Origin of the sequence: Flavobacterium fluviale (genome assembly GCF_003312915.1) — a bacterium.
GTDB classification, from domain to species: domain Bacteria; phylum Bacteroidota; class Bacteroidia; order Flavobacteriales; family Flavobacteriaceae; genus Flavobacterium; species Flavobacterium fluviale.
This window is the reverse complement of record NZ_CP030261.1, coordinates 2500044-2526788: the sequence shown is the minus strand read 5'-3', so window position 1 is coordinate 2526788 and position 26745 is coordinate 2500044. Positions and strand designations below refer to the sequence as shown.

The 26745-nt window shown below is 35.1% G+C and carries 20 protein-coding genes; 15 read left to right on the top strand and 5 right to left on the bottom strand.

Features of this window, described 5'->3' with window-relative positions:
- Positions 1-221 precede the first annotated feature (221 nt).
- The 4 genes from HYN86_RS11095 to HYN86_RS11080 all read left to right on the top strand — a co-directional run bounded on the left by HYN86_RS11095 (position 222) and on the right by HYN86_RS11080 (position 7858).
- A complete protein-coding gene (locus tag HYN86_RS11095; protein ID WP_113678086.1) occupies positions 222-3284 on the top strand; it encodes a SusC/RagA family TonB-linked outer membrane protein in 3063 nt (1020 codons plus the stop codon).
- Positions 3285-3294: 10 nt separating this feature from the next.
- Positions 3295-4992, top strand: coding sequence for a RagB/SusD family nutrient uptake outer membrane protein (locus tag HYN86_RS11090; protein WP_113678085.1), 1698 nt, complete (start codon positions 3295-3297; stop codon positions 4990-4992).
- Between the two features lie 89 nt (positions 4993-5081).
- Positions 5082-6404 (top strand): DUF3472 domain-containing protein, encoded by a 1323-nt coding sequence (locus tag HYN86_RS11085; RefSeq protein WP_113678084.1) that lies wholly within the window; start codon positions 5082-5084, stop codon positions 6402-6404.
- A 116-nt stretch (positions 6405-6520) separates the two neighbouring features.
- Complete coding sequence (locus tag HYN86_RS11080) at positions 6521-7858, top strand: Gfo/Idh/MocA family protein (RefSeq protein WP_230406460.1); 1338 nt, start codon at positions 6521-6523, stop codon at positions 7856-7858.
- A 128-nt stretch (positions 7859-7986) separates the two neighbouring features.
- Here HYN86_RS11080 and HYN86_RS11075 read toward each other — a convergent pair whose 3' ends face one another.
- The 4 genes from HYN86_RS11075 to guaA form a co-directional block, all read right to left on the bottom strand.
- Positions 7987-8388: an OsmC family protein gene (locus HYN86_RS11075; RefSeq protein ID WP_113678082.1), complete on the bottom strand. Its 402-nt coding sequence runs from the start codon at positions 8386-8388 to the stop codon at positions 7987-7989.
- Positions 8388-10451, bottom strand: a complete 2064-nt coding sequence (locus HYN86_RS11070; RefSeq protein ID WP_113679913.1) for a LysM peptidoglycan-binding domain-containing protein — start codon at positions 10449-10451, stop codon at positions 8388-8390. Before HYN86_RS11070 ends, HYN86_RS11075 begins: the two co-directional genes overlap by 1 nt.
- 96 nt (positions 10452-10547) lie before the next feature.
- Positions 10548-12464, bottom strand: a complete 1917-nt coding sequence (locus HYN86_RS11065; RefSeq protein WP_113678081.1) for a lytic transglycosylase — start codon at positions 12462-12464, stop codon at positions 10548-10550.
- Between the two features lie 63 nt (positions 12465-12527).
- Entirely contained in the window at positions 12528-14057 is a 1530-nt protein-coding gene (gene guaA, locus HYN86_RS11060) for a glutamine-hydrolyzing GMP synthase (RefSeq protein WP_113678080.1), read from the bottom strand.
- Between the two features lie 222 nt (positions 14058-14279).
- On the opposite strand from guaA, the gene HYN86_RS11055 reads away from it, so the two are divergent.
- The 3 genes from HYN86_RS11055 (at position 14280) to HYN86_RS11045 (ending at position 18107) form a co-directional block, all read left to right on the top strand.
- Entirely contained in the window at positions 14280-14807 is a 528-nt protein-coding gene (locus tag HYN86_RS11055) for a hypothetical protein (RefSeq protein ID WP_113678079.1), read from the top strand.
- A 284-nt stretch (positions 14808-15091) separates the two neighbouring features.
- Positions 15092-16828, top strand: a complete 1737-nt coding sequence (locus tag HYN86_RS11050; RefSeq protein ID WP_113678078.1) for a thiamine pyrophosphate-dependent enzyme — start codon at positions 15092-15094, stop codon at positions 16826-16828.
- Between the two features lie 16 nt (positions 16829-16844).
- Positions 16845-18107, top strand: coding sequence for an MFS transporter (locus tag HYN86_RS11045; protein WP_113678077.1), 1263 nt, complete (start codon positions 16845-16847; stop codon positions 18105-18107).
- Positions 18108-18150: 43 nt separating this feature from the next.
- Here HYN86_RS11045 and HYN86_RS11040 read toward each other — a convergent pair whose 3' ends face one another.
- Positions 18151-18864, bottom strand: coding sequence for a hypothetical protein (locus tag HYN86_RS11040; protein WP_113678076.1), 714 nt, complete (start codon positions 18862-18864; stop codon positions 18151-18153).
- A gap of 319 nt (positions 18865-19183) precedes the next feature.
- Between HYN86_RS11040 and HYN86_RS11035 the strand changes: the two genes are divergently transcribed.
- The 8 genes from HYN86_RS11035 to HYN86_RS11000 all read left to right on the top strand — a co-directional run bounded on the left by HYN86_RS11035 (position 19184) and on the right by HYN86_RS11000 (position 26581).
- The gene (locus tag HYN86_RS11035) at positions 19184-20110 is read left to right on the top strand and encodes a DnaJ C-terminal domain-containing protein (RefSeq protein ID WP_113678075.1); all 927 of its coding nucleotides are present in this window, start codon (positions 19184-19186) and stop codon (positions 20108-20110) included.
- Positions 20100-20405: a chaperone modulator CbpM gene (locus HYN86_RS11030; protein ID WP_113678074.1), complete on the top strand. Its 306-nt coding sequence runs from the start codon at positions 20100-20102 to the stop codon at positions 20403-20405. The genes HYN86_RS11035 and HYN86_RS11030 overlap by 11 nt, the downstream gene beginning before the upstream one ends.
- A 150-nt stretch (positions 20406-20555) precedes the next feature.
- Positions 20556-20939 carry a RidA family protein gene (locus HYN86_RS11025; RefSeq protein WP_113678073.1) on the top strand — a complete coding sequence of 128 codons (384 nt, stop codon included), beginning with the start codon at positions 20556-20558 and terminating at the stop codon, positions 20937-20939.
- Positions 20940-21090: 151 nt separating this feature from the next.
- Positions 21091-22332 (top strand): voltage-gated chloride channel family protein, encoded by a 1242-nt coding sequence (locus HYN86_RS11020; protein WP_113678072.1) that lies wholly within the window; start codon positions 21091-21093, stop codon positions 22330-22332.
- 308 nt (positions 22333-22640) lie between these two features.
- Positions 22641-23645, top strand: a complete 1005-nt coding sequence (locus HYN86_RS11015) for a DHH family phosphoesterase (RefSeq protein ID WP_113678071.1) — start codon at positions 22641-22643, stop codon at positions 23643-23645.
- 7 nt (positions 23646-23652) lie between these two features.
- Entirely contained in the window at positions 23653-24309 is a 657-nt protein-coding gene (gene gldI / locus HYN86_RS11010) for a gliding motility-associated peptidyl-prolyl isomerase GldI (protein ID WP_113678070.1), read from the top strand.
- 16 nt (positions 24310-24325) lie between these two features.
- The gene (locus HYN86_RS11005) at positions 24326-25402 is read left to right on the top strand and encodes a peptidylprolyl isomerase (RefSeq protein ID WP_113678069.1); all 1077 of its coding nucleotides are present in this window, start codon (positions 24326-24328) and stop codon (positions 25400-25402) included.
- Between the two features lie 33 nt (positions 25403-25435).
- Positions 25436-26581 carry a peptidylprolyl isomerase gene (locus tag HYN86_RS11000; RefSeq protein WP_113678068.1) on the top strand — a complete coding sequence of 382 codons (1146 nt, stop codon included), beginning with the start codon at positions 25436-25438 and terminating at the stop codon, positions 26579-26581.
- The last annotated feature ends 164 nt before the right edge of the window (positions 26582-26745 follow it).

The window sequence follows — 26745 nt, the reverse complement described above, 5'->3', positions numbered from 1 at the left end:
GTGTTCGAGCACATTTTTTGTGTTTTTTCTTGTTTTATAAAATTTTAATCAATAGTTTCGTCGAGCAATTAGAATTTTGAGGGCAAAATATTCATTCATTTTCGATCATTTTTACCTAAAAAAACGAATTCAAAAACGTCAACAAAACCAAAATTTTAATTGAAAAAAGAAAAAATCAACTAAACAAAAAACTCAAGTATTAACCAAAACCTAACCAGAGTATGAAAAAAGTATTCGCTAAAAAGTCCAGCACTTTTAGAATGCATTCAGTACTTGAAAAAAGCTTAAAAACGGCCTTGTTTTCATTGTTGTCTTTAAGTATTCAAGCAGCGTCTGCAGCACCGATTAGTGAAATCGCTTCAAACAAAACCAGTTTATTGGCATTTCAAAAAGTTGTAAAAGGGAAAGTAGTCGACGAAAAAGGAACTCCAATTCCTGGAGTGAATGTTGTGATTAAGGGGAGTAAAACTGGTGTTCAAACCGATATGGACGGTAGTTTTGCCATCGAAGTTCCAAGTTCCTCAACAATCTTAGTGTTTTCATTTCTTGGAATGCAGGAACAAGAAACTGCAGCAGGAAATTCTTCTTTAAAAATAATAATGAAAGAATTAGGCCAGCAAATGGACGAAGTTGTCGTTGTAGGATACAGTAAAGTAAAGAAAGAGAGTTTAACGGGATCACTTCAGACTTTAGATAACAAAAAAATCGTTGACATTACGACACCCGCTGTTGAAAATATGCTTGCAGGAAAAGCTACTGGTGTTTTTGTAAACACAGGCGGAGGCCAACCAGGATCAGTGGGAAAAATTATAATCCGCGGTAGAACTACTGTAAACGGAAGTACAGATCCGTTATGGGTTATCGATGGTGTCATTGTTGGAAACAGTTCTGGAAATATGAATCCAGCAGATATCGAAACACTAACTGTTCTTAAAGACGCTGCTTCTACAGCCGTTTACGGATCTCAAGGTGCAAATGGAGTTATTGTTGTAACCACAAAAAGCGGTAAAAAAGGAAAACCGACTATCAACTTTTCTGCCAGAACAGCATTGACTACAATCAACAACGGAAATTTTGATATTATGAACGGTGCAGAATTATATGACTTATATGATTCTTTTGCGAACAAAGAAGATTTTGAAAATGTATGGTGGTGGACTCCAGAATTAAGAAATAAAAACTATGACTGGTGGAACAATGGTACTCAAACAGGAATAGCAAACGATTATAATTTATCTATTAGCGGAGGCGGTGATAATTTTAAAAGCTACGTTTCTCTAGGATATTACGATGAAACTGGAGCCGTAAAAGGTTACGAATATAAAAAATACAATGGTTTAATGAAATTTGAGTACAAACCCAATACTTGGTTTACACTGCGTCCTCAAATAAATTTAACCAAAGAAACAACATTTGACCAGCAGCATTCTGTAGGCGCGTTATACGGAAACATGCCGTGGGATAGTCCGTATTCGGAAGATGGAACTCTAGTTGGAAATGCTCCAAATCCGACATGGGTAAACACAACCGGCTCCAATTACTTGTATGATTTACAATGGAATTATGGTGAATCTGAAAGTTACACCGTTCGTGGAAATATGGATTTTGATATCAAATTTACAAACTGGCTGACTTTTGCTTCTGTAAATAATTACATTTTCGGAAACTACAATTCGACTTATTATTCAGATCCTAGATCTTCATCGGGTGAAGCGGTTAAAGGTAGAATTGAAGATTATTTCAGTACTTACAATAGAGTTTACACCAACCAGCTTTTGAGATTCAATACCACTATTGATAAACACAGTATTAATGCTGTTGCAGGTTACGAATGGAACGAATACAATTCTAAATACAGCAACGGAGTCGCAACTGGAATTCCGCCCGGGATTGTTGTTGCAGATGCAGCCGCAGTTCCAGAAAAAGTAGCAGGAGGAAGATCTCAATGGGCTGTGCAATCTTTGCTGTCAAATTTGAATTATTCTTATGACGATCGTTATTTAGGACAAGTTTCTTTTCGTCGTGATGGGGCTTCAAACTTTGGAAATAATGCGCAATATGGAAATTTCTTTTCTATAAGCGGTGGATGGAACATTCATAAAGAAAGCTTTTTTCATGCTGATTTTATAAATAACTTAAAATTGAAAGCCAGCTACGGTTCTGTTGGAAATAGACCGAACAGCTTATACCCTCACCTTCCGCTATATTCTTTTTCACAGAGTTACAATGAAAATCCTGGAGCCTTAATTTCACAATTGGCCAATCCAGATTTAAGCTGGGAAAAAACATATACCGGCGATGTTGGTTTGGATATCGGATTATTCAACCGTGTGAATATAACTTTGGATTATTACAACAAAAACACTTCTGATCTTTTATACAGAGTGCCTCTTCCAGGTGTAATTGGCGTAACAAGCATTTGGAGAAACGTTGGAGCGGTAAACAACAGAGGTTTTGAAGCATCGATAAATGTAGATATTATCAAAAATGATAACTTAAAATGGTCTGTTGATGCGAACATCGGTACAAACAAAAATAAAGTTACAAGTCTTTACGGAGGCAAAACACAAATTATTGTGGGAGACGGGAGCGGTATAGCAGGTTCTGCTTCTAAACTGCTTACTCCAGGAAGAGATGTAGACAGCTGGTACTTAACAGAATGGGCTGGTGTAGATCCAGAGAATGGAAAACCGCAATGGATGACAACAGACGCAAACGGAGCTCGTGTAAAAACCTACGACTATGCAGATGCTTCTAAAAACCAAAAAGTAATTGGAGCTTATACACCCGACTTCTTTGGTGGTTTTTCTACAAATCTAAATTATAAAAAATTCGATTTTGCAGCGATTTTCAGTTATTCTGTAGGCGGAGAAATTTACAATTATGCAAGAGCTGAATTTGATTCAGACGGTGCTTATACAGACCGTAATCAAATGAACTTACATAGCGGCTGGAGCCGTTGGGAAAAACCTGGAGATATTGCAACACATCCGCAGGCAATTTACAACAATCCAAGCAACTCAAATAAAGCTTCTTCTCGTTTCCTCGAAACTGGAACTTATTTAAAAATGAGAAGCGTGACTTTTGGCTATAACATGCCTATCGAAAGTCTTTATATTTCAAATCTAAGACTTTACATCGCTGGAGAGAATTTATTCACGATCACACATTATTCTGGAGTCGATCCCGAAATTCCACCTATCAATGGTGCCATTGCAGGGGTTGCTACACAGGTTTATCCTTCAACAAGAAAAGTGGTATTGGGACTTAACTTAACTCTTTAAAAACAAAATCATGAAAAAGATATTTCTATTACTTACAGCAATTAGTTTCCTGTCTTCATGTGAGTTAGACAGAGAACCATTTGATTCCTATACACAAGACAAAATTCAGGAAGATAAAGAAGCTTCTATTGAAGTTTTATTAAACGGATGTTATGCACAGCTTAAAGGCTGGTCTGATGTTATGCATAGAGTCGGCGAATATCCAGGCGACAATATTATGATTAGAGGAACTTCTACTGATGCTTTTTATTCTTTTATTTCCTATCAGCATGTTACCAATAACGGTCGTTTATCTGTTTTTTGGAATAATAGTTATAAAATTATTTCGCAGTCTAGCGATTTAATAAAAATTATTAAAGAAGGTGAAAGCGAGGCTGTAGACCAGCAATTAGGAGAAGCTTATTACTTAAGAGGTATGATTTATTTCTACTTATGCAAAACATACGGACGACCTTATGCACAATCTCCTGAAAATAATTTAGGGGTTCCCATTGTAAATGGCCTTCCTGCAGATTTAAACAACCTGACATTACCAGATCGCTCTACTGTAAAAGACACTTATGCGCAGGCCATAAACGATTTGAAAAAAGCAGAAGCTTTAATGAATGCAGATAAAACAGCTGCTTATGCCACAAAAGAAGCCGCACAAGCAATGCTTTCGAGAATCTACTTATATATGAGCGGTACTTATGAAACGCCAAATCAAGAGTATGCAACATTATCTATCGAATATTCAAACAAAGTAATTTCAAGCGGCCGTTACAGTTTGTTAAGCCGTGCAAGTTTTATGAAATATAATACTTATGCTCCTGATGCTCCTGAACAAACAGAAACCATTTTTGCAGTAAAGCAAGTTGCATCTGAGTTTTCTGGCTACGATCATTATTACGGAATTGGAGGTATGTATGCCAATATTCAAGGTCAAGGCTGGGGAGAAATGTATGCCAGTGCCAAATATTTAGATTTGCTTAGAAAAGCGGGAGGAAAAAACGATGCACGCTGGGCGTTTATTGATCCGCAATATGCAACAGACGCTGCAGGAAACAAAACAGAAGCTTTCCGTTTTATATACGATGTCTACAATGCTGGTGGAACTCAAACTGGATATAACTATATGCAGCAGCCTTTAAAACGCAATCCTGATGGTTCGTTTTTTATTACTATCGGAAGTACAAATTATAATTTGACCACCGTAAACGCTGCAGAAAATCAATATTCAATTGTATACGAAGGAAAAACATATACTGGTGAAAAAGATTATATGATGCTTCTAAATCGTGTTTATCCAATGTATTATATCACAAAATGTTCACTTCAGGATAATGATTCCCACTTGCACTCTCCTATCATTTCAAGACTGGCCGAAATGTATTTGAATCTCGCTGAAGCTTACACCAAAAAAGGAGATTATACCAATGCATTGACAAATTTGAATATTGTTCGCGAAAGAGCGATTGCAGGAGGCGGCTACACTTCTTTAAACAGCACAAATGCTGTACAAAGAATTGATGAAGAACGTCAATTGGAACTTGCATTTGAAGCGCACCGCGGTTACGATGTTTACAGAAACGGGCAGACAATGACTCGTCGTTATCCTGGTCCCCATTTACCAATGAACGATGTTCCCGCTTCGAGTTTACGAGTGGTACAATATATTCCACAGTCAGAAATTAATGCTTATCCGGGAACGTTAACCCAAAATCCATAATCGTTTTAGATTTGTTTATTGTTTTTAACAGCCTCTCTAGCTGCAAAACTAGAGAGGTTTAAAAAAAGTTAATCATTCAATACTTACTAATGAAAAATTTACTCAACCTGATTTTAGCTTTTTCACTTGTATCTTTTTCTTGTGCTGATCACAATGAAACGAATACTGAAAATAATGTTCTCGAAAATCCAAAAATGGAGATTTCTTTACCATTAGCAGGAAATGCATTCAGTTCTAAACATTTAGACGAAAACAATACGATAACAGACAATGGCATCGAGAACTGGAAAAATGCTGATGAAACCTTTACGGTATATTTCAGAATTTTTAAACCTGGAACTTTCCAGATTTCTGTAGAAGAATCTGTAGAAGTTTACGGAAAATCAGAGCTTGAATTTTCAATTAATAATCAAACAAAAAAAGTTACATTCAATACTTCAAAAAAAGCTCTTAAAATAGGAAACTGGAAGATTAATCAGGAAGGTTATGTGGCTCTGAAAATAAGGGGAATTAGTAAAACTGGTGATCGTTTTCCATCTATCAATCGATTAAAAATTTCCAGCGCTGATTACGACGGAAAAATTTCTTATGTTCCAAATAACGAAGGGAATTTTTATCATTGGGGACGACGCGGTCCATCCGTCCACTTAAATTATCCTGTTCCAGAAAACATAAATGCCGAATGGTTTTACAACGAAATTACCGTTCCTCAAAACGAAGACAAAATTGGTTCTTATTTTATGGCAAATGGTTTTGGCGAAGGCTATTTCGGAATTCAGGTCAACTCAGCCACCGAAAGAAGAGTTTTATTTTCGGTTTGGAGTCCCTTTACTACAGATGATCCCAACAGCATTCCTGAATCTCATAAAATCAAAATGCTTAAGAAAGGCGAAAATGTACATACAGGAGAATTTGGAAATGAAGGTTCTGGAGGTCAGAGCTATTTAAAGTATAACTGGAAAGCAGGCACAACTTATAAATTCCTGCTTAAAGGATCTCCAAACGGAAACAATACCACAACTTATACAGCGTACTTTTTTGCTCCAGAATTAAATAAATGGATGCTGATTGCAAGTTTTAACCGTCCAGAAACCAATACTTATTTAAAAAGATTTCATTCTTTTTTAGAAAATTTCATTCCAGAACAAGGCGATTTATCACGTAAAGTTTTGTTTAACAATCAATGGATTTGTGATGAAAAAGGAAACTGGGCAGAAATTAATACCGCTAGATTTACCAATGACAATACTGGTGCAAAAGAATACCGAATGGATTTTTCTGGCGGAACAGAAAGCGATTCTTTCTATTTAAAAAATGGAGGCTTTTTTAATAATTATACCACACCAAAAACTAACTTTACAAGACCTATGACCAATAAAAAACCTGAAATAAATTTTAATAACTTACAATAGACAATCTCAAAAAATAAAAAATATCAATATTTCCGATAGTCAAAAAACTATCAAAACATTTAAAACAATTAATTATGAAAACCAGTAATTTAAAATTCATTTTGGCCGTTTGCATCATGTTGTGGGGAACATTTGCAACGGCTCAAATGATAAAAACAAAAACTCCTTCACGTGCTAAAGGTCAAACCGATGTCTTACGTTTGACAGCACCAGCGATTCCAACTGTTCGTGTTGCTTTTATAGGTCTTGGAATGCGCGGTCCTGGAGCAGTAGAACGCATGACACATATTCCGGGTGTTGAAATTGTAGCGCTATGTGATATGACTCAAGAAAATACTTCTAAAGCAAATGAGATTTTAACCAAAGCTGGATTTCCAAAAGCACAAGAATTTTACGGAGACGAAAATGCTTGGAGAAAAGTAACCGCTCTACCCAATGTAGATTTAGTATATGTAGCGACAGACTGGCTTCATCATGCTGTTATTGGAGTTCAGGCAATGAAAGATGGAAAACACGTTGCTATTGAAGTTCCGGGTGCATTGACTATGAAAGAAATTTGGGAACTGATTGATACTTCTGAAAAAACGAGAAAACATTGTATGCAGCTTGAAAATTGCGTTTATGATTTCTTCGAACTAACTACTTTAAATATGGCACAACAAGGTTTGTTTGGAGAAATTCTTCATGCTGAAGGTTCTTACATTCATGGTTTACAGCCATTTTGGGGAGAATATTGGAACAACTGGAGAATGGATTACAACATCAAACACAGAGGCGATGTATATGCAACACACGGAATGGGGCCGGCCTGTCAGGCGCTGAATATCCACCGTGGTGACAAAATGAATTTCTTGGTTTCTATGGACACAAAAGCTGTTGGAAATCCTGCTTATATCAAAGAAAAATCAGGAAAAGAAATTAAAGATTTTAGAAACGGAGATCATACCATGACCATGATTCGTACTGAAAATGGAAAAACAATTCAGATTCAGCATGATGTAACTTCTCCTCGCCCATACAGCAGAATGTACCAATTAAGCGGTACAAAAGGTTTTGCCAATAAATATCCGTTAGAAGGTTATGCTTTGGACGGAAAAGAATTAGGGGATGACGTTAAACCAAATCATGAAAAATTAAGCGCACATTCCTTTGTTCCTGCTGACGTTAAAAAAGCGTTGATGGAAAAATACAAACATCCAATCGCAAAAGGAATCGAAGAGCAGGCTAAAAAAGTTGGCGGCCACGGCGGTATGGATTTCATCATGGATTACAGATTAATTTACTGCTTACAAAAAGGACTTCCGTTAGACATGGATGTTTATGATTTAGCAGAATGGTCTTGTCTTGGTCCGTTAACCGAAATTTCATTAGATAATAATTCTGCTCCAGTTGAAATACCAGATTTCACACGCGGCGGATGGAATAAATTGAAAAAATTGGAGTTTTCAGAATAAATATTGGTTAGTTAAAGAAAGCAGGAGAGCATCATTCAAAAAGTGCTCTCTTGTTTATTTTAGGTCTATCCATCCCAAAAAAAAGCCACCTGATTTTATTCAGATGGCTCTAGTTATTGCTGTATAAATTACTTCCAGTTAAAAGTAATATTCTTTTCGATTTCACTGCTCAAACTTAGAAATACCGGACAAGTCATTGCTGCACGCTCCAGAATAGTTTTATTCTTTTGATCAGCAACACCCTGCATTTCAAATACAATTTCTATTGCGCCGATTCTTCTTGGTTCTGCATTCATGATTTTTGTTACTTCGGCTGTTGAGCCAACAAAATCAACCTCTAAATCACGTGCTTTAATTCCCATAATAGTCATCATACAGCTAGCCAGAGCGTTTGCAACTGTATCTGTTGGAGAAAAAGCCTCGCCTTTTCCGTTATTATCTAATGGTGCGTCAGAAATGATTTCGCTTCCCGACTGCACATGAATTGATTTTGTTCTTAAATCTCCTAAATAGGTTACTTTTGATGTCATTAATTTGCTACTTTTAAAGTTAAGTCACTGTCATAGTATAAGATGTAAACACCTTTATTAGCGTGTCCGCCATCTTCTTTTCTATAATATTGAAATTTATTATCTACTTGCTGTGTAGTCATTAAATCTGCCGTTTCCTGAAAAGTCTTTCCCTGTACCAAACGCATCATCGTATCGAAAGTAACATCAAAACCTCTTGTTGCATAAGTAGTTGGATTTGCTTTATTTTTCAGGCGGTATTGTTTTTCATAAATTAAAACTCCCTGCTCGTCGCTTTCGCGAGTTACAGACGGATACATCAATTTTAATTTCACTAAGTTATCAAAACTAATTTCATCTGTATCCAGTGTACTGTTTGGCTCAAGAATTACCAGCTGCACCTGACACGTTTTTTGAGAATCAATTAAAGCTTTAATAGTAGTTTTAACCATTGCTGTATTTCCTGTTTCCATAACTACATAATTCATGCGGTTTGGCATTAACAGACTTTTCAAATTGGCAACATCTATACCTCCAGTTTCAGTTAACGAAGCAAATGCAACGCCTCTCTGATTTTGTTTAATATAATTTATAACCGATTCTTTTTTCTTGTCTACAACTGCTACAATGTTTCCGTTTTTAGAACGCATATAATCAAAAACAGCATTTTTAATTACATCATTTGACGGTATAGACTGATACAAATTATCAATCGGGTTTGCGCTGTCTTTTGATAATGGAGAAATAACAGGAACATTATACAAGCGAAGTGTATTAGCAGTTGATTCAGCATTATTTTGGTAAAATGGCCCAATAACCGCATCAGCATCTTGAAGTTTACTAATTAAACTAGGAACATTAGAAGTCGTTTTAGTTTCCTGCGAATCATAAATAGCAACATCAATTGGCAGTTTCAATGTTTTTGCAGAGTCAATTGCCATCATAGCTCCAGAATAAAAATCTAAAGTCATGTTTAAGAACTTATCGTTTTTAATTCTGTTCGCAGTTCCAGAAGTATCACTTTGTACTTTCGCTAAATTGAAAGGAAGTAAAAGAACTACTTTTTTACGTTCATTAGCACCTCTTTTTTTACTTAACTCTACAATTTCTGCATTATCATTTTCTGTAGATTTTACTTTATCAATAATCTTAATACCTCCGCCAGTATTTTCAACTGGTTTGTTACTTGAAGAATCAACAGGAACCTGCGCTGCCACAATTGGAGCTGGTGCAATGTATCCTGCAGGAACTTTCAGAACCATTCCTTCTTTTACACCTTCAGAAAGCGAAGGATTTAATGCCACTAATTCTTCTTGAGTTAAATGAAAAACTCTTCCTAAACTATAAAATGTTTCTTTTGGCTTTACCTGATATTCCATATAAGTCACTGCTTTTTTAGAAGTCTCAGCAGGTTTTTTACTTTCTACAGGTTTTGCTGTCTCTACCGAAGTAGTTTCAGTTTTCGGAGCTTTTCCTTTAATTGTCAATCTGTAACCAACCGGCAGACTGGCAACAATATCCGGATTGCGTTTTTCTAATTCTTCAACAGTCATATTATACTGTTTGGCAATACCAAATTTAGTTTCTTTTGGCTGCACATCGTGATATACATATTTTTCAGAACCTTTTTCTTTTGCAGGTTTTGCTGCTGTTTTTGGAGCAGATCCTTTAGCAGGAATTACCAGTTTTTGTCCAATTTGAACACCAGTTTTTTCTAAAAATGGATTCGCTGCTTTTAAAGCTTCGTCCGAAATTCCATATTTCTTCTCAATGCTGTAAAAAGTTTCTTTTGGCTGTACTTCATGAATCACTTCTTTTCCAGAAGCTGCAGGAGTTTTTGTTTCAGAAACTTCTTTTTTGGCTTCACCTGTTTTCGTCGGAATCAACAATACCGAATTAGGAGTCAAACCTGTTCTTGCATCTGGATTTAATTGATAAATATCAAAAGGCGTTACCTTAAATTTCTGTGCAATCTGATTAATGGTTTCTCCACTGGAAACTTTATACTTAACTACCTTTTCCTGAGAAAAAGCGTTTGAAGAGATAAAGAATACAAAAGACAATAATGTTAAATAATATTTCATAATAAGGCTTAAAAACAATTTAATTTCTAATTCTAAAAGCAATTTACAAATTTTCCTTAAAGCAAAATTCGCGCCGTTTGTTTAATCGTTCAAAAATTACCTCAAATCAATTTCTACTTTGGCAATAATGACTTCTTTATATAACTCATCTTCTTCTTTTTTCTTGCATTGATAAAGCACTTCTTCCATGTTTTCGAACTTATCACTGTAAACATAGTACGAAAGGCTGTTAATATTAAAGAAGAAACTAGCGTTAAAATTGCCAGAATCAATGAGTTTCATAATAAACTTATCACGTTCAACTGCGTCTGTAAATATACCCAAAACTAAGTAATACCCATTCGAAACTTCTTTAAGATTATCATAAACTTCCACTTTTACTGTTTTATCAGTTCGTAACGGATTGTCTTTCAATTCTTGTTTCATTTCTTCCAATGAAATTGTTTTCGCACTTTCGGCAGTATTATTTTTGTTCTGTTTTTTAACCGCTTCGTCCTGATACTTTTTCAGTTTAACCAAAGCCAGCTTGTCATCAAATTTTCTAGCTTCCATACTATAATAAGCAGCTTTGCTTATGTGTCTTTTTACTTCGATTTTTTTCTGAATATCAAGTGAGTCAATTTTTGCAATCAAAAGCTGATTTTGCGCATCGCCCTGCTCCTGCTCTATTTTATAACGTTTAATTTCTTCTAACGACAAACGCTGCTGTAATGAAGCTGAGTTGTTACTTTTTTCGCTTTCGCGGATTTTCTTCTTATACTCCTGATTTTCCTCAACGGCAATTCGTTCTACTTTATTCATTAAACCGGCATAAGCTTTTCTGTTTTCTGCCAGTTCTTTCTTTAATTGAGAAGATAATTCATTGGTTTTATTGATTCCTTCAGATGATTTTTTTTCCAACCTTTTAGATTCATCAACATTTAAAATATCCATTTTCTTCAATTCTTTCAAATCATTATTCATAGAATTGACCAACGAATCTAATTTGGCCATTAAAATATCCTGAACATTTTTATTGGCTTCTAAAACCAAACGAAGTTTTTCTACTGAATTTTCTTTGGAACCGTTCATGTCATTCAGATTGACTTTCAGATCATTAATCTTTATAATTTTCTGATTCATCTCTTTCTGAACAATAAGACGATCTTTTAAATCATCGATCTCAACTGTTTTTGCTTTTGTTTTTTCAACCACAACCTGCTTTTCTGCCAATGCCAGCATTAGTTCTTCACTTTCATTTGCTGGTTGTATTGCTCTTGTATTGATGGCCAATTTGTTGCCAACTACCAATCCGTTTACAATTTCTGGGTTTTGAGATTCAAGCTGATCGATTGATATTCCGTATTTCTTTGCAATAGAAAACTTTGTTTCTTTTGGCTCAACCACATGAAAAACAGTTTCTTGATTAATGACACGAACTCTTCCGTCTAAAGTTTTTCTTTTGTTTGGAATGACAATCGTCTGACCAATCTGCAGTCCGTTTTGAAGTATTTCTTTATTTAAGTTTTCTAAATCCTGAACCGAAACATTGTACTGTCTCGCAATGCTAAACAAAGATTCTTTAGCCAAGACCTGATGAGTGGTTTTAGATGAAACAGAAGTTTCTTGCTTAGATGAATGTTCTGAATTTTGAGGAATTATTAATTCTTGACCGATTTGAAGTCCGCTGGCAAGAATTTGTTGATTGGCATTTTGAATGGCTTCTACAGAAACATGATATTGTTTGGATAAGCCGAAGAGCGTTTCTTTGGGCGCAACAATATGTGTTTGCTGCTGCTCTTTAATAATGTTTGGGGAGTTGTGAACTGGAATCTTTATAATCTGATTATCCTTGATTCCACTTTGCGATTCGGGGTTGAGTTTGTAAATCTCATCTATAGAAACCTTATACTTTTGGGCAATAAAATAAGCAGTTTCTCCTTTTTGAATCTTGTGCTCAATAATTGAATCTTGCGCAGTTATTTTGTTAAAAGACAAAATAAAGACAAGAGAAATTGTTAAAAGTTCTCTCATAAATAGTAGGTTATAAAAAATTAAGGCCTTACAAATGTAAGACCTTAATTTTAAAAACTGCTATTATTCCCACTCAATTGTTGCAGGTGGTTTTGAACTAATATCATAAACTACACGATTCACACCTTTTACCTTATTGATAATATCGTTTGATACTTTCATCAAGAAATCATACGGTAGGTGAACCCAGTCAGCAGTCATACCATCTGTTGATTCTACTGCTCTCAACGCTACTACTTTTTCGTAAGTACGCTCATCGCCCATAACTCCAACACTGTTTACCGGAAGCAAAATTGCTCCAGCCTGCCAAACTTTGTCGTACAATCCCCAAGATTTTAATCCTTCGATAAAAACAGAATCAACATCTTGTAAAATTTGCACTTTCTCTGGAGTAATATCTCCTAAAATTCTAATTGATAATCCTGGTCCTGGGAAAGGGTGTCTTCCTAATAATTCTGGATCTATTCCTAAAGTAGCTCCAACTCTACGAACTTCGTCTTTAAACAACATTCTAAGTGGTTCTACAATTTTTAATTTCATGTAATCTGGCAATCCACCAACATTATGGTGTGATTTAATAGTTGCAGATGGTCCTTTTACAGAAACAGACTCGATAACGTCTGGGTAAATAGTTCCTTGTGCTAACCATTTTACGTCTTCAATTAAATGAGATTCATCATCAAAAACTTCGATGAAAACACGTCCAATAGTTTTACGTTTAGTTTCAGGATCACTAATTCCTGCTAATTCAGAAAGAAAACGATCTCCAGAATCTACACCTTTTACGTTTAATCCCATTCCTTTGTATTGATCTAATACATTTTGGAATTCGTTTTTACGTAAAAGACCGTTGTTTACGAAAATACAGTAAAGGTTTTTACCAATTGCCTGATTCAATAAAACCGCAGCAACAGTAGAATCTACACCGCCTGATAATCCTAAAACAACTTTATCATTTCCTAATTTCTCTTTTAATTCTGCCACCATTTCTTCTACGAAAGCATTTGGTGTAAAATTTTGAGGAACTTCGGCAATTTTAACTAAAAAGTTCTCCAGCATTTTTGATCCATCTGTTGAATGGTAAACCTCTGGATGGTATTGAATTGCATAAGTAGTTTCGCCTTCAATTTTGTAAGCTGCAAATTCTACATCATGCGTACTTGCTAATTTTACAGCGTTTGAAGGAAGTGATTTAATACTATCACTATGGCTCATCCAAACTTGGCTGTTTTCTGAAACTCCGTCAAAGAAAGTTTCACCTTCTTTAATATAAGACAAGTTTGCTCTACCATATTCTCTGGTATTTGAAGCTGCAACTTCCCCACCGCTGAAGTGCGCTAAGTACTGCGCTCCATAACAAACGGCAAGCATTGGAAGTTTACCTCTAATTTGCGATAAATCAGGATGTGGCGCATCTTCTCCTCTAACAGAGAAAGGGCTTCCTCCTAAAATTACGGCTTTATAACTTGATAAATCACTTGGAATGTGATTGTAAGGAAAAATTTCGCAGAATATATTTAATTCGCGAACTCTACGCGCAATAAGCTGAGTATATTGCGATCCGAAATCTAAAATAAGTACGTTGTGTTGCATGCGCAAAAATACTTTTTATATTCGAAATTGAAAAATCGGAACGTTGAAAAAATAAAATATTTTTTCAACGTTCCGATTTTGAGGTTCAAAGGCTCAAAGATGCAAAGGTTCAGAGGTTTATTTTTTTTTTACTTTGAAACTTTGTCCATTTGAGCCTTTGAACCTTAAAACTAAAAAATAAAATATCTCGTATCTAACGAAAAACCCAATTACAATTTAACTATGAAATCAAAATTTGTTGCCGTTACCCTATTGTTATCGTTAGTTTTAACTTCTTGTGATGCTGTTGATGATTTATTAAGTTTCAATATTTCGAATGAGACTTCTATTAAAATCAAGAGCACATCTCCTATCAATTTACCATCGGAAATAATCACTCCAGATGTCACAACTAATTCTTCAGCAGAATTTGAAAACAATAAAACGAAGGCTAGTTTGGTAAAAGATGTAAAAATTAGATCGCTTAAATTATCCATTTCCGAACCTTCTGATAAAACTTTTACGTTTTTAAAATCGGTTCATTTATATATTTCCACAACCAATTCTGATGAAATTGAATTGGCTTACCAAGACAATATCAACACAACCGCAAATACAATTGATTTAATTTGCACAGATAAAAAATTAGATCAGTACATAAAAGCAGAAAGCTACAAAATTAGAACTAAGGTAACCTTAAAAGAAACCCTTACAAAAGACGTTACCGTAAAAGCAGACATGAAGTTTAGAGTGACTGCGGATCCGTTTTAATTTTAGGGGCTAAGGCTCTGAGATGCTAAGGTACTAAGTTTCTTAGCTGTAGGTTCAAAGAAAAAAATAAAACTTTTTTCTTTGAACCTTTTTTTATAATTAAAAATAAAATCTTAGAATCTTAGCATCTAAGTATCTTAGAACCTTACTAGAAAAACCAGATCTTTTCCTTAATTTTATAAAACCCCTTCAGATTACTGCCCAAATGCTTTAAAATCTAATTATTAAGAAGTAAACCATAACCAATGCTGCACTTTCTAAATATTAATTTTAAAATATAACTCATGAGTAAAATAGTTGCCGAACAATTAGTAGACATGTTGGTAGAAGCTGGAGTGAAACGCGTTTACGCGGTTACTGGCGATAGTTTAAATCATTTTAATGATGCAATTCGCAGAAGCGGAAAAATAAAATGGATTCATGTGCGACATGAAGAAGTCGGCGCATATGCTGCAGCGGCCGAAGCAGAATTAGACGGTTTTGCTGTTTGCGCTGGAAGCTGCGGTCCTGGTCACGTTCATTTAATTAATGGATTGTATGATGCGCATCGTTCGCATGTTCCTCTTTTAGCAATTGCTTCTACGATTAATACCAACGAAATGGGAGTGGATTATTTTCAGGAAACCAATACCATTAAACTTTTTGACGATTGCAGCTGCTATAATCAAATGATTATGACGGCGGAGCAAGCGCCAAGAATTATCCAAACAGCCATACAGCATGCTTTAGGCAAAAAAGGCGTTGCTGTTATTGGTTTACCGGGCGACGTTTCTGAATTAAAAGCTGTTGAAAGTAATATTTCTACTCAATATTTTCATTGTAATCCTGTTATCCGACCTTCTGACACTGAATTACAGCATTTAGCAAAAGCCATAAATGAAAGTTCTAAAATAACTTTGTTCTGCGGAATTGGAGCCGAAAAAGCGCATGATCAGGTGGTGCAGTTGTCACAACATATTAAAGCTCCTGTTGGGTATTCTTTTAGAGGAAAAATGAGCATACAGCCGAATAATCCTAACGAAATAGGAATGACAGGTTTACTCGGTCAGCCTTCTGCTTATCATAGTATGCACGAATCGCATTTGGTTTTATTATTAGGAACTGATTTTCCTTATGATAAATTCATGCCTTCAGATAATAAAATCATCCAAATTGACACAAGTACGGAACGTTTAGGAAGAAGAGCCAACCTCTACAAGGGTTTATGCGGTGATGTTGCCGATACGATTGAAGCTTTACTGCCGCTTTTGGAAGCAAAAACAGATGATAGTTTTCTACAAGCGCAGCTAAAATTATACAGCAGTGTAAAAGAAAGCATGAATACTTATATTAATGATAATGGCGGAGAAGACACTATTCAGCCTGAATATGTAGCACACATTATTGATAAACTGGCAGATCAAGATGCAGTTTTTACCGTAGATACTGGTATGAGCTGTGTTTGGGGAGCTCGTTTTATTAAAGGAACGGGGCAGCGAAAAATGTTAGGTTCATTTAACCACGGTTCTATGGCAAACGCGATGCCGATGGCAATTGGAGCCGCTTTGGCACATCCGGAAAGACAAGTTATTGCGATGTGCGGCGACGGCGGTCTTTCTATGCTTTTAGGTGACTTGGCAACCATTCATCAATACAATATTCCGATTAAAATTATTGTTTTTAACAACCGTGCTTTAGGAATGGTAAAACTTGAAATGGAAGTCAGCGGTTTACCCGATAATGAAACAGATATGGTGAATCCTGATTTTGGTTTAATTGCTCAGGCAATGGGATTTCAGGGTGTAAACGTTCATAAACCTGAAGAAGTTCAAGGTGCAATTGAAAATGCTTTCCGCCATAATGGTCCCGTTTTATTAAATATTTTCACTAATCCAAATGCACTGGCAATGCCTCCTAAAGTAGAATGGGAACAAGTAATTGGAATGGCAAAATCGATGACCCGATTAATGCTGGGCGGTAAAATGGAAGAAGTTTTAGACACTATTAAATCCAACTATAAACATTTAAAAGAAGGCATTTAAGCTCAATTAAAGAATCATGGATATAAATACTAATAAATCATACACCAAATACTATGTTATTGCATGGGTATTTGGTTTGATTTTCTATTTTTTAGATTATGTAATACGTTCTGCTCCAGCAGTAATGTTTCCAGAACTTTCGCAGAGTTTTTCTGTGAATGAAATTAGACTAGTAGAAATTGTCGGCACTTATTATTACACCTATTCCACCTGCAGTTTAATTGCTGGAATTGCTCTGGACCGATTTGGAGCTAAATATTCACTTTTTGCAGGAGCACTTATTTTAGGAATTGGCTGTTTATTATTTATGATTTCGAGTCAGTTTAGCGGTGTTGTTGGCCGATTGTTTCAAGGTGCGGGATGCGCTTTTGCTTTTCCGGGCTGTGTGTATTTAGCCAGTAAAGGATTTTCGGCAAAATCTCTTGCAACTGCAATTGGATTTACACAATGCCTCGGAATGCTTGGTGGTTCTGCGGGACAATTTGTTGTTGGGCCGTTGATTGAAGAAGGAATGAATATCAATACGTTTTGGCTCTCGATTGGAATTTTCACAATCATTGTGGCTTTCGGACTTTGGTTTATAACTCCTTCCAATATCACAGATAAAAATATAGAAAGTACAGAAAAGAAACAAAGTCTGCTAAATCCTTATAAGATCGTTTTTAGCAATCCGCAGTCTTGGTTTTGCGGTATAATATCGGGATTGCTATTTGCGCCGACAACTATATTTGCGATGACTTGGGCAGTGGATTTTTTTCAAAAAGACCGCGCTTTCGACTTTCATACGGCAACAATATCCAGTGCCATGGTAGCTTTTGGCTGGGTTTTCGGATGTCCGTTAATAGGATATATTACAGACAAAATAAATAAACGAAAACCCGTCTTGGTATTTGGTGCTGTCTTTATGATTGTAGCTTTAACTCAATTATTATATTTCCCAAATATGTTTCCAGCAAAATACAGTATGTTTTTATTAGGAGTTGCTTCTGGCGCTGCTATGATTCCGTATTCTATAATTAAAGAAGCCAATCCAGACAATGTAAAAGGAAGTGCTACAGGAGCCATCAATTTTATAACTTTTGGAGTAACAACACTTCTAAGTCCACTATTCAGTCACTTATTCGGCAGAACTCTTAACGGAACTCTGGATAAAACAAATCACTTTCAGCAGGCAGGACTATTTTGGATTATCGGAATTGCAATAGCAATTTTAGTAAGTTTTCTATTGAAAGAAACTGGCAGTGGAAAAAAACCAGATGCGGAAACAGTTATTTTATAAGAAGATAACAGCAATAAGATAGGATCAATAATTTGATCTTATCTTATTCTTTTGTAACAACAATTGAAGCTTTAAAACCCGCAGCAAGATTATCCCAGTAATCGCTGGTAACCATTGCGCCTTTATCGTCATATACTTGAATCTCGGCAGTATTTCCTCCGAGAGTTCCAATATTTAACGCTTCAAAATCTAATTTATTAAAGCCTGGATTAAGATTAATTTTTACTTGTTGGAAATTAGAATCTAATAAAAGTCTATCTCGCACTACAACTTCATTGGAAGAAACTTTTACTAAATCTCCATCGATTGCTCCAAAATCACGGAACTTCACAATAAAATATTCCGATTTGGTTTTAAAATCTCCCAGCGAAATATTTTTCTTAACCAAAACACCTCTTCCTTCTCGTAAGCCGGCATCTTTTAAAGCTTTATCCAGATCTTTTTCCATTTTTGCCACATAACGATCGCCTGGATTGGCAAAATCAGTTTCTGTAGACATGGTAAATTTACTTTTTTCTTCTCCAATCTGAAATTTAGATTTTTGAGTTATCGTTGTATTTTCAAAAACATTTGGCGTTTTAATACTTGGAATATCATTTAATTCTGCCTGCGGATCTTTTGTCTCAGGAGCTGGAATCTTTTTTGGTTTTGCGTTAAACTTTGGGGCGGGAATAGGTTTGAATTTAGAATTAAACTCGGCTTGGGCTGATACTGACAAAGCAGTAAAAAACAATATGAAAAATAAAATGTGCTTCATTGAAAAAGTATTATCGAATCGGCTTTTATAATTAGTCTTAAATAATAGTCCAGCAACACAAAAATAGCATAATTTAATTAGGCATTGCAACTTTAGGACTTTTATAACAATAAATTAAGCTAATTTTTGGAATCAAAAAACCTGCCAATATTTCATTTGTTTGAACTTAAATTTAAATTTCCAATTTAAAAATCCCAAATTCCAATATTACTCAATTTAAAGAATAAAATAAAATTCAGCCTCAATATATCATTTTGATAATTAACAACTTATTCTTAACTTCAAGACTTTATTTTACCATTTACAAAAACTCAATAAAATGGATTATATCGATTATTACAAAGTATTAGACGTTACAAAATCTGCGACCGAAGCAGAGATCAAAAAAGCATATAGAAAACTGGCCAGAAAATACCATCCTGATTTAAATCCGAATGATAAAGAAGCCGAAAAAAAGTTTAAGGAAATTAATGAAGCCAATGAAGTTTTAAGCAATCCTGAGAACCGAAAAAAATACGACAAATACGGTAAAGACTGGAAACATGCTGATGAATTTGAAAAAGCAGGTTACGATCCTAATCAGCAGCAAAGCAGACGACAAAGCGGTTCTCAATATTCTGATAGTGATTTCTCAGGTTTTGGAGGTGGCGATTTCTCTGGAAGTGATTTTTCAGATTTTTTCAATTCGATGTATGGCGGAGGCAGAAGCAGATCGCAGTCTAAATATAGAGGTCAGGATTTTAATGCCGAGTTAGAATTAGATCTCAAATCGGCTTACACCACACACAAACAAAGTTTAACGGTAAACGGCAAAAATATTAGAATTACAATTCCCGCAGGAGTTGAAAATGGTCAGATTATAAAAATTCCAAATCATGGCGGACCTGGTGTAAACGGCGGTCCAAATGGTGATTTATTTATTACTTTTTCTATTGCCAACAATTCCGAATTTAAAAGAGAAGGCAACAATTTGTATGCCGAGGCACCGCTTGATTTATATACTGCGATTCTAGGAGGTGAAACCTACATCAATACTTTTGACGGAAAGGTAAAAATCAAAGTTCCTGCAGAAACACAGCCGGGAACCAAAGTAAAACTGAAAGGAAAAGGTTTTCCTGTTTACAGAAAAGAGAATCAATTTGGTGATTTGTACATTACTTATACCATAAAAGTTCCAACAAAATTGTCGGATAAAGAGAAAGAATTATTTGAAGAATTAGCAAAACTAAGAAGCCATGAAAAATAAAAATTTAATCCAAATAAAGCAGTTTTGTTTGTACCATGAAATTGAAAATACCTTTATAACAGAACTTAACAACTACGGTTTAATTCAAATTATAATTGAAGAAAACGATGAATATCTGGAGCCAGAGCAGCTGCCAACAGTCGAAAAAATGATTCGCATGCATTACGACCTCAAAATTAATCTTGAAGGAATAGATGCTATTGCGCACTTATTAAACAAAATAGAAAACTTACAGCAGAGTTTAAATACAGCACAAAATAAACTTCGTCTTTACGAGGAAAGACATATCGACTAACAATTTAATATCACAAAAAAGCTTGATTTCCGATTTGATTTCAAGCTTTTTTTAATGGATGCCAAAGGCAGAATTCTTAAATTGCGACATCTTAATTAACCTGAATTTGCTCTTTTAAAACCATACAGACAAATTCGCAAAATATAAAAAATGAAAAGAGAAAACATCTTAACTGGATCTCCGTGGGAAGACAAAATGGGATATTGCCGCGCAGTAAGAATTGGTAATATTATTGAAGTTTCTGGAACCGTGGCAATTGTTGATGGTGATAAGGTAAAAGCAGATGATGCTTATGCTCAAACGTATAATATATTAGAGCGAGTTGAAAAAGTTTTAGAAGATCTAAATGTCAGCATGAAAGATGTCATTAGAACAAGAATTTTCACAACCGACGTTTCAACTTTTGAAGAAGTAGCCAGAGCGCATTCTGCTTTCTTTAGAGATGTAAAACCAACAACCGGATTTTACGGAATCAGCCAATTAGTTGCACCGGAATATTTGGTGGAAATAGAATTCACTGCTGTTGTGCAGTAATTTTTTTGCCGCGAATTACCCGAATTTACACTAAAAATTTCGCCACAGATTAAAGGATTCTAAATTCATTTATAATTCCTTCAATTAAAAATATATTAATTCGTGAAAATTTGTGAAATTCGTGGCTGAAAAACTTTTCATAAAAACATCCATGACTTTAAACCTAAAAGAAACACTATTATCTATTCCAAAATGGATTATAATCTGCAGTTTAATAGGTATATTTTCAGGATCTGCATCGGCCTTATTTTTGGTTTCTTTAGAATGGGTAACACAATTTAGAATGCAGCATGATTGGATTATCTGGCTTTTGCCTTTCGGCGGATTTCTAGTTGGATTGAGTTATTATTACTGGGGAGAATCTGTAGTTAAAGGAAATAATTTACTGCTGGAGGAGTACGAAAATCCTAAGAAAGTTATTCCTTTTAGAATGGCGCCTTTGGTTCTTTTAGGAACATTAATTACCCATTTATTTGGAGGTTCTGCCGGTCGAGAAGGAACGGCAGTACAAATGGGAGGTGCAATTGCTGATCAATTCACCAAAATTTTTAAATTACATAATTCCGAACGCAAAATCCTTATCATTCTTGGAATCAGTGCTGGTTTTGCTTCTGTTTTCGGAACGCCTTTGGCAGGTGCCATTTTTGCTTTAGAAGTCTTATATTTTAGCAAAATTAATCTTAAAAGCACTGTACTTTCTTTTTTAGTCGCTTATGCAGCCTATTTTACAGTAGAATTTTGGGAAATAAAACATACTCACTACAGCATTCCTATTATTCCAGAACTTAGTTTCAACAACATTATTTTCACCATAATTGTTGGAATTCTTTCTGGATTTGCTGCTTTATTATTCGCAAGAAGTACTCATTTTTGGGGTTCTCTTTTTTCCAAAAACATTAAATATCCGCCGCTTCGTCCCGTTATTGGCGGTGTAGTTTTAGCGGTTGCTTTTGCAGGTTTTGGACTTACCAAATTTTCAGGATTGGGAGTTCCTGTAATTGTAGACTCGTTTTCAAATGCGAACCAGTGGTATGATTTTCTACTTAAAATTCTTTTCACAGGATTTACTTTAGGCGCCGGATTTAAAGGCGGAGAAGTAACTCCTCTATTCTTTGTTGGTGCAACTTTAGGAAGCGCATTATCATTGATAATTCCGATGCCAATTGCTCTTTTAGCCGGAATCGGATTTGTTGCTGTTTTCTCTGGCGCAACCCACACTCCTATCGCCTGCACTATTATGGGCATGGAATTATTCGGAATTGCTCCTGGAATATTCATTGCAATAGCCTGCACAATTGCCTATTTTTCTTCGGGTTCTATCGGAATTTATAAATCTCAGATTGTTAAAGGAGCTAAATATAGATTATATCAAAGGTTAAATTCCAATTTTTAAAATTCCAAATTCCAATCTGCTAGGTGTAGTTCCTACGGAACATAAAGATAAAACCTTAATTATCTCCAACGGATCAAATTTTCCCATCACAAAATATAACGTTTTTAAGAAACTTAAACAGTTTCAAAAAAATCCGTTGAAATCTGCGTTTTCGCGATAGCAAATCTGTTACATCCGCGTTCAAAATTCATACGCAAAATTTAAATTCTAAATAAAAGCTATTATATATTGAAATAAACTGAATACTAAAGAAACTGTGACTAAAAATATTTTCAGCATTACATTAAAAAAATGTAAATTCGCACACTATGAAAATACAAGACATTCAAGCGATTCAATTATTACTCGCTGCCCCAAAGAAAATTGTCATCATTCCACATAGAGGACCGGATGGCGATGCAATGGGCTCTACATTAGCATTATATCATTTTTTAATTAAAAATAATCATCAGGCAACAGTAATTGCTCCAAATGATTTTCCTAATTTTCTAGCTTGGCTTCCAGGATCAGAAACTGTAAAAATTTTCGAAAAAGACACCGAAAACTGCACCAAGATTTTAGAAGAAGCAGAAATCGTTTTTACGCTTGATTTTAATGCTTTTCATCGCACAGGCGAAATGGAGCATACTTTGGCAAAGCTCAATGCTGTTTTCATAATGATCGATCATCATCAAAAACCTGATGATTATGCCACATATACTTATTCTGACCCTTCATATGGTTCTACCTGCGAAATGGTTTACAACTTTATCACTTTCTTAAACAAAAAAGAAGATATTGACAAAAACATCGCAACTTGTATTTACACAGGAATTTTAACTGATTCAGGTTCATTTCGTTTTCCGGGAACAACAGGAAATACGCATAGAATTATCGCTGAATTAATTGATCTGGGAGTAGAAAACACACAGATTCCAGTGTTATTATTTGACAACAGCTCGTTCAGCAGATTACAGTTACTAGGCAGAGCTTTACAGAATATGAAAATATTCGAAGAGCATAAAACTTCTTATATGACGTTAACACAAGAAGAACTAGATTCTTTTAACTATGTTAAAGGTGATACAGAAGGAATTGTTAATTATGGCCTAAGCATAAAAGATATCTTTTTTACTGCTATTTTTATTGAAAATAAAGACGAGGGAATTATTAAGATTTCATTCCGTTCGCAGGGAGGTTTTGATGTAAACCAATTTGCAAGAGACCATTTTAACGGAGGCGGACATAGTAATGCCGCCGGCGGAAGATCTGAAGTTTCGATGGAAGAAACTGTAAAGAAATTTGAAGATTTAGTAAAAAAACTAACATTATAACCGAATCATGAATTACCTAAAACTTAGTATTTACAGTTTGCTTTTTGCTGCCTTATTAATCAGCTGTAAGCATCATGAAGAAGCCAGAAGACCTATTTCCAGCGCTTCGGGAACATTCATGAAAAAATCTGCTGACCGAAACAAAAAATTAGTGGCAAATGAAGAAGATGTCATTAAAAAAATAATCAAAAGCAATCCAAAAGTTAAATATTATGCCACTCCAAAAGGCTATTGGTTTAATTATGAGGAGAAAAACACAACCGAAACAGCATCTCCAAGAAAAGGCGATATTGCTTACTTTAATTTAGAAGTAAAAGATATTAAGGGCAGTGTAATTTATTCGGAATCAGATCTTGGTCCGCAGACTTATTATGTAGACAAACAAGACATTATGATGGGATTACGCGACGGAATCAAAAGAATGCATAAAAACGAAACCGTGACTTTCTTATTTCCATCGCATATGGCATATGGATATCATGGAGATAACAAAAAAATTGGGCCAAACGAATCGTTAATTGTTACCGTTACACTTAGAAATTTTGTTCCAGATCCAAGTGCTCAAACTGCAGCTCCTGCAGCCCAAACGCCAACAACAGCAAGCCCAAAACCTGCAGCGCCAAAACCTGCCGCACCTGTAAAAAAAGATACATTAACTCCATAAAAAACAATCTCTTAAAATGAAAAAGATTATTTTATTATTATTAATAGCCATTAGCTCATTTTATTCTTGTAAAGACGATCACAGTAACTTGCCAGATGGTCTATATGCCGACATCGAAACAAACAAAGGACACATCATTGTAGAACTTGATTACAAAAAAGCACCAATTACGGTTGCTAACTTTGTAACGCTGGCAGAAGGAAAAAATGAATTTGTAACGCATGAAAATCTAAAAAAGAAACCTTTTTTTGATGGTTTGAAATTCCATAGAGTTATAGAAAGCTTCATGATTCAAACTGGGGACCCTTTAGGAACTGGTTCTGGAGATACGGGATATAAATTTAAAGACGAATTCTCAGATTTAAAATTTGACAAAGCTGGTGTTTTAGCAATGGCGAATAACGGACCTGGAACAAACAGCAGCCAGTTCTTTATTACTCATGTAGAAACTCCTTGGTTAGATAATAAACACACTATTTTTGGTCATGTTGTTGATGCAAAAAATCAAGAAGTAGTAAACAAAGTAGTTCAAGGTGATAATATTATTGCTGTAACTATTATTAGAAATGGTGAAGCTGCTAAAAAGTTTGACGCTGTAAAAGTATTTCATGACTATTTTTCTGAAATCGCTAAAGAACAAAGCAAATCTGCAGGAGTTCAAAAAGAAAAAGCAGCTTATTATGCTTCTGTAAAACCAAAAGTTACTAAAACAACAAGCGGTTTAGAATATTTTATTACTGAAAAAGGAACTGGTAAAAAACCTGCAGCAGGAACTCAAGTATTTATTGCTTACGCTGGTTTTCTTGAAGACGGAACTTTATTTGACACCAGCATAGAAGATGTTGCAAAACAATTCGGAAAATTTGATGCTGCAAGAGCTGCTGCAAAAGCTTATCAGCCAATTCCATTTAAAGCCGGAAGCAAAGACGGTATGATTCCTGGTTTCATCGAAGGACTTGAGCAGCTTTCTTTTGGCGATAAAGCTATTCTTTTTATTCCATCTCATTTAGCATACGGAGAAACTGGTGCAGGAGGTGTAATTCCACCAAATGCGAATATTATTTTCGAAGTTCAATTATTAGAGAAACAATAAGACAGTTCATCATAGACTTAAATCTGAAAAGTAATGAAGTTTAAATTTCTATTTTTATTCTGCCTTGCAATTGTAAATATGCAGGCACAAACTAAAAAGCCGGCAGCTAAACCTGCTGCAAAAGCAAAAACAACAACTGCTGCTAAACCTGCTGCTAAACCAAATACAAATCCTAACGAAGGGATTTTTGCTACAATCTCTACAACAAAAGGAGATATTGTTCTTTCTTTAGAATATGTAAAGGCTCCTGTTACAGTTGCAAACTTTATTACCTTGGCAGAAGGTACAAATCCTAACGTTAAAGCATCGCTTAAAGGAAAACCATTTTACAACGGACTAAAATTTCACAGAGTTATTAATGATTTCATGATTCAAGGTGGTGATCCTGACGGAAACGGTTCTGGAGGTCCAGGGTATTCGTTTAAAGATGAATTTGTAGACAATTTAAAATTCGAAAAAGGCGGTGTTCTTGCAATGGCAAATTCTGGTCCAGCAACAAACGGAAGTCAATTTTTCATTACACATAAAGATACACCTTGGTTAAACGGAAAACATACAATTTTTGGTCATGTTGTCTCAGGAATGGATAATGTAAATAAAATTGTTCAGGACGATGTAATGACAAAAATTGTTATTACACGTAAAGGTCCAGCAGCAAAGAAATTTGATGCCTTAAAAGTTTTAAGTGATGATGTAAAAAAGGAAGCTGCTAAAAAAGAAGAAGCTAAAAAAGTAGTAGCTGCAAAAGCTGCTTATTTTGCGACAACAAAGGCAAAAGCTACAACAACAACTTCTGGCTTAAAATATGTTATTACGAAGCAAGGAACTGGTGTAAAAGGCGCTGAAGGTTCAACTATCTATTTCCATTACGCTGGATATTTTGAAGATGGTAAATTGTTTGACAGCAGTATTGCTGAAGTAACTAAAACTTACGGAACGTATGATGCAAACAGGGATGCTCAAGGCGGTTACAAAGCTTTTCCTTTTACAGTAGGTAAAAAGGAAGGCATGATTCCTGGCTTTATTGAAGCTCTTGATATGATGACTGACGGAGAAAAAGCAATTTTCTTCCTTCCTTCTAACTTAGCTTATGGTGAAAAAGGTGCAGGCGGAGTGATCCCTCCAAATTCAACTTTAGTTTTTGAAATTGAAACTTATCAAAATCAACCAGCTAAATAATAAATAGAAATTCATTTTTATTCAATACAAAAAACATCAAATATAATTTGGTGTTTTTTTTGTTTTGAAAATTCTCCAAACATTGAGAAATTAATAATTTAGACTTTTAAAATCAATCTTAACCAATAGTAAAAACAGTTTTTAACCATTCCTTTTGCTAAATC

Bases quoted from the DNA above. Each gene is read 5' to 3' on its own strand.
- HYN86_RS11095 (WP_113678086.1), top strand. From the start codon at position 222: ATGAAAAAAGTATTCGCTAAAAAGTCCAGCACTTTTAGAATGCATTCA.
- HYN86_RS11090 (WP_113678085.1), top strand. From the start codon at position 3,295: ATGAAAAAGATATTTCTATTACTTACAGCAATTAGTTTCCTGTCTTCA.
- HYN86_RS11085 (WP_113678084.1), top strand. From the start codon at position 5,082: ATGAAAAATTTACTCAACCTGATTTTAGCTTTTTCACTTGTATCTTTT.
- HYN86_RS11080 (WP_230406460.1), top strand. From the start codon at position 6,521: ATGTTGTGGGGAACATTTGCAACGGCTCAAATGATAAAAACAAAAACT.
- HYN86_RS11075 (WP_113678082.1), bottom strand. From the start codon at position 8,388: ATGACATCAAAAGTAACCTATTTAGGAGATTTAAGAACAAAATCAATT.
- HYN86_RS11070 (WP_113679913.1), bottom strand. From the start codon at position 10,451: ATGAAATATTATTTAACATTATTGTCTTTTGTATTCTTTATCTCTTCA.
- HYN86_RS11065 (WP_113678081.1), bottom strand. From the start codon at position 12,464: ATGAGAGAACTTTTAACAATTTCTCTTGTCTTTATTTTGTCTTTTAAC.
- guaA (WP_113678080.1), bottom strand. From the start codon at position 14,057: ATGCAACACAACGTACTTATTTTAGATTTCGGATCGCAATATACTCAG.
- HYN86_RS11055 (WP_113678079.1), top strand. From the start codon at position 14,280: ATGAAATCAAAATTTGTTGCCGTTACCCTATTGTTATCGTTAGTTTTA.
- HYN86_RS11050 (WP_113678078.1), top strand. From the start codon at position 15,092: ATGAGTAAAATAGTTGCCGAACAATTAGTAGACATGTTGGTAGAAGCT.
- HYN86_RS11045 (WP_113678077.1), top strand. From the start codon at position 16,845: ATGGATATAAATACTAATAAATCATACACCAAATACTATGTTATTGCA.
- HYN86_RS11040 (WP_113678076.1), bottom strand. From the start codon at position 18,864: ATGAAGCACATTTTATTTTTCATATTGTTTTTTACTGCTTTGTCAGTA.
- HYN86_RS11035 (WP_113678075.1), top strand. From the start codon at position 19,184: ATGGATTATATCGATTATTACAAAGTATTAGACGTTACAAAATCTGCG.
- HYN86_RS11030 (WP_113678074.1), top strand. From the start codon at position 20,100: ATGAAAAATAAAAATTTAATCCAAATAAAGCAGTTTTGTTTGTACCAT.
- HYN86_RS11025 (WP_113678073.1), top strand. From the start codon at position 20,556: ATGAAAAGAGAAAACATCTTAACTGGATCTCCGTGGGAAGACAAAATG.
- HYN86_RS11020 (WP_113678072.1), top strand. From the start codon at position 21,091: ATGACTTTAAACCTAAAAGAAACACTATTATCTATTCCAAAATGGATT.
- HYN86_RS11015 (WP_113678071.1), top strand. From the start codon at position 22,641: ATGAAAATACAAGACATTCAAGCGATTCAATTATTACTCGCTGCCCCA.
- gldI (WP_113678070.1), top strand. From the start codon at position 23,653: ATGAATTACCTAAAACTTAGTATTTACAGTTTGCTTTTTGCTGCCTTA.
- HYN86_RS11005 (WP_113678069.1), top strand. From the start codon at position 24,326: ATGAAAAAGATTATTTTATTATTATTAATAGCCATTAGCTCATTTTAT.
- HYN86_RS11000 (WP_113678068.1), top strand. From the start codon at position 25,436: ATGAAGTTTAAATTTCTATTTTTATTCTGCCTTGCAATTGTAAATATG.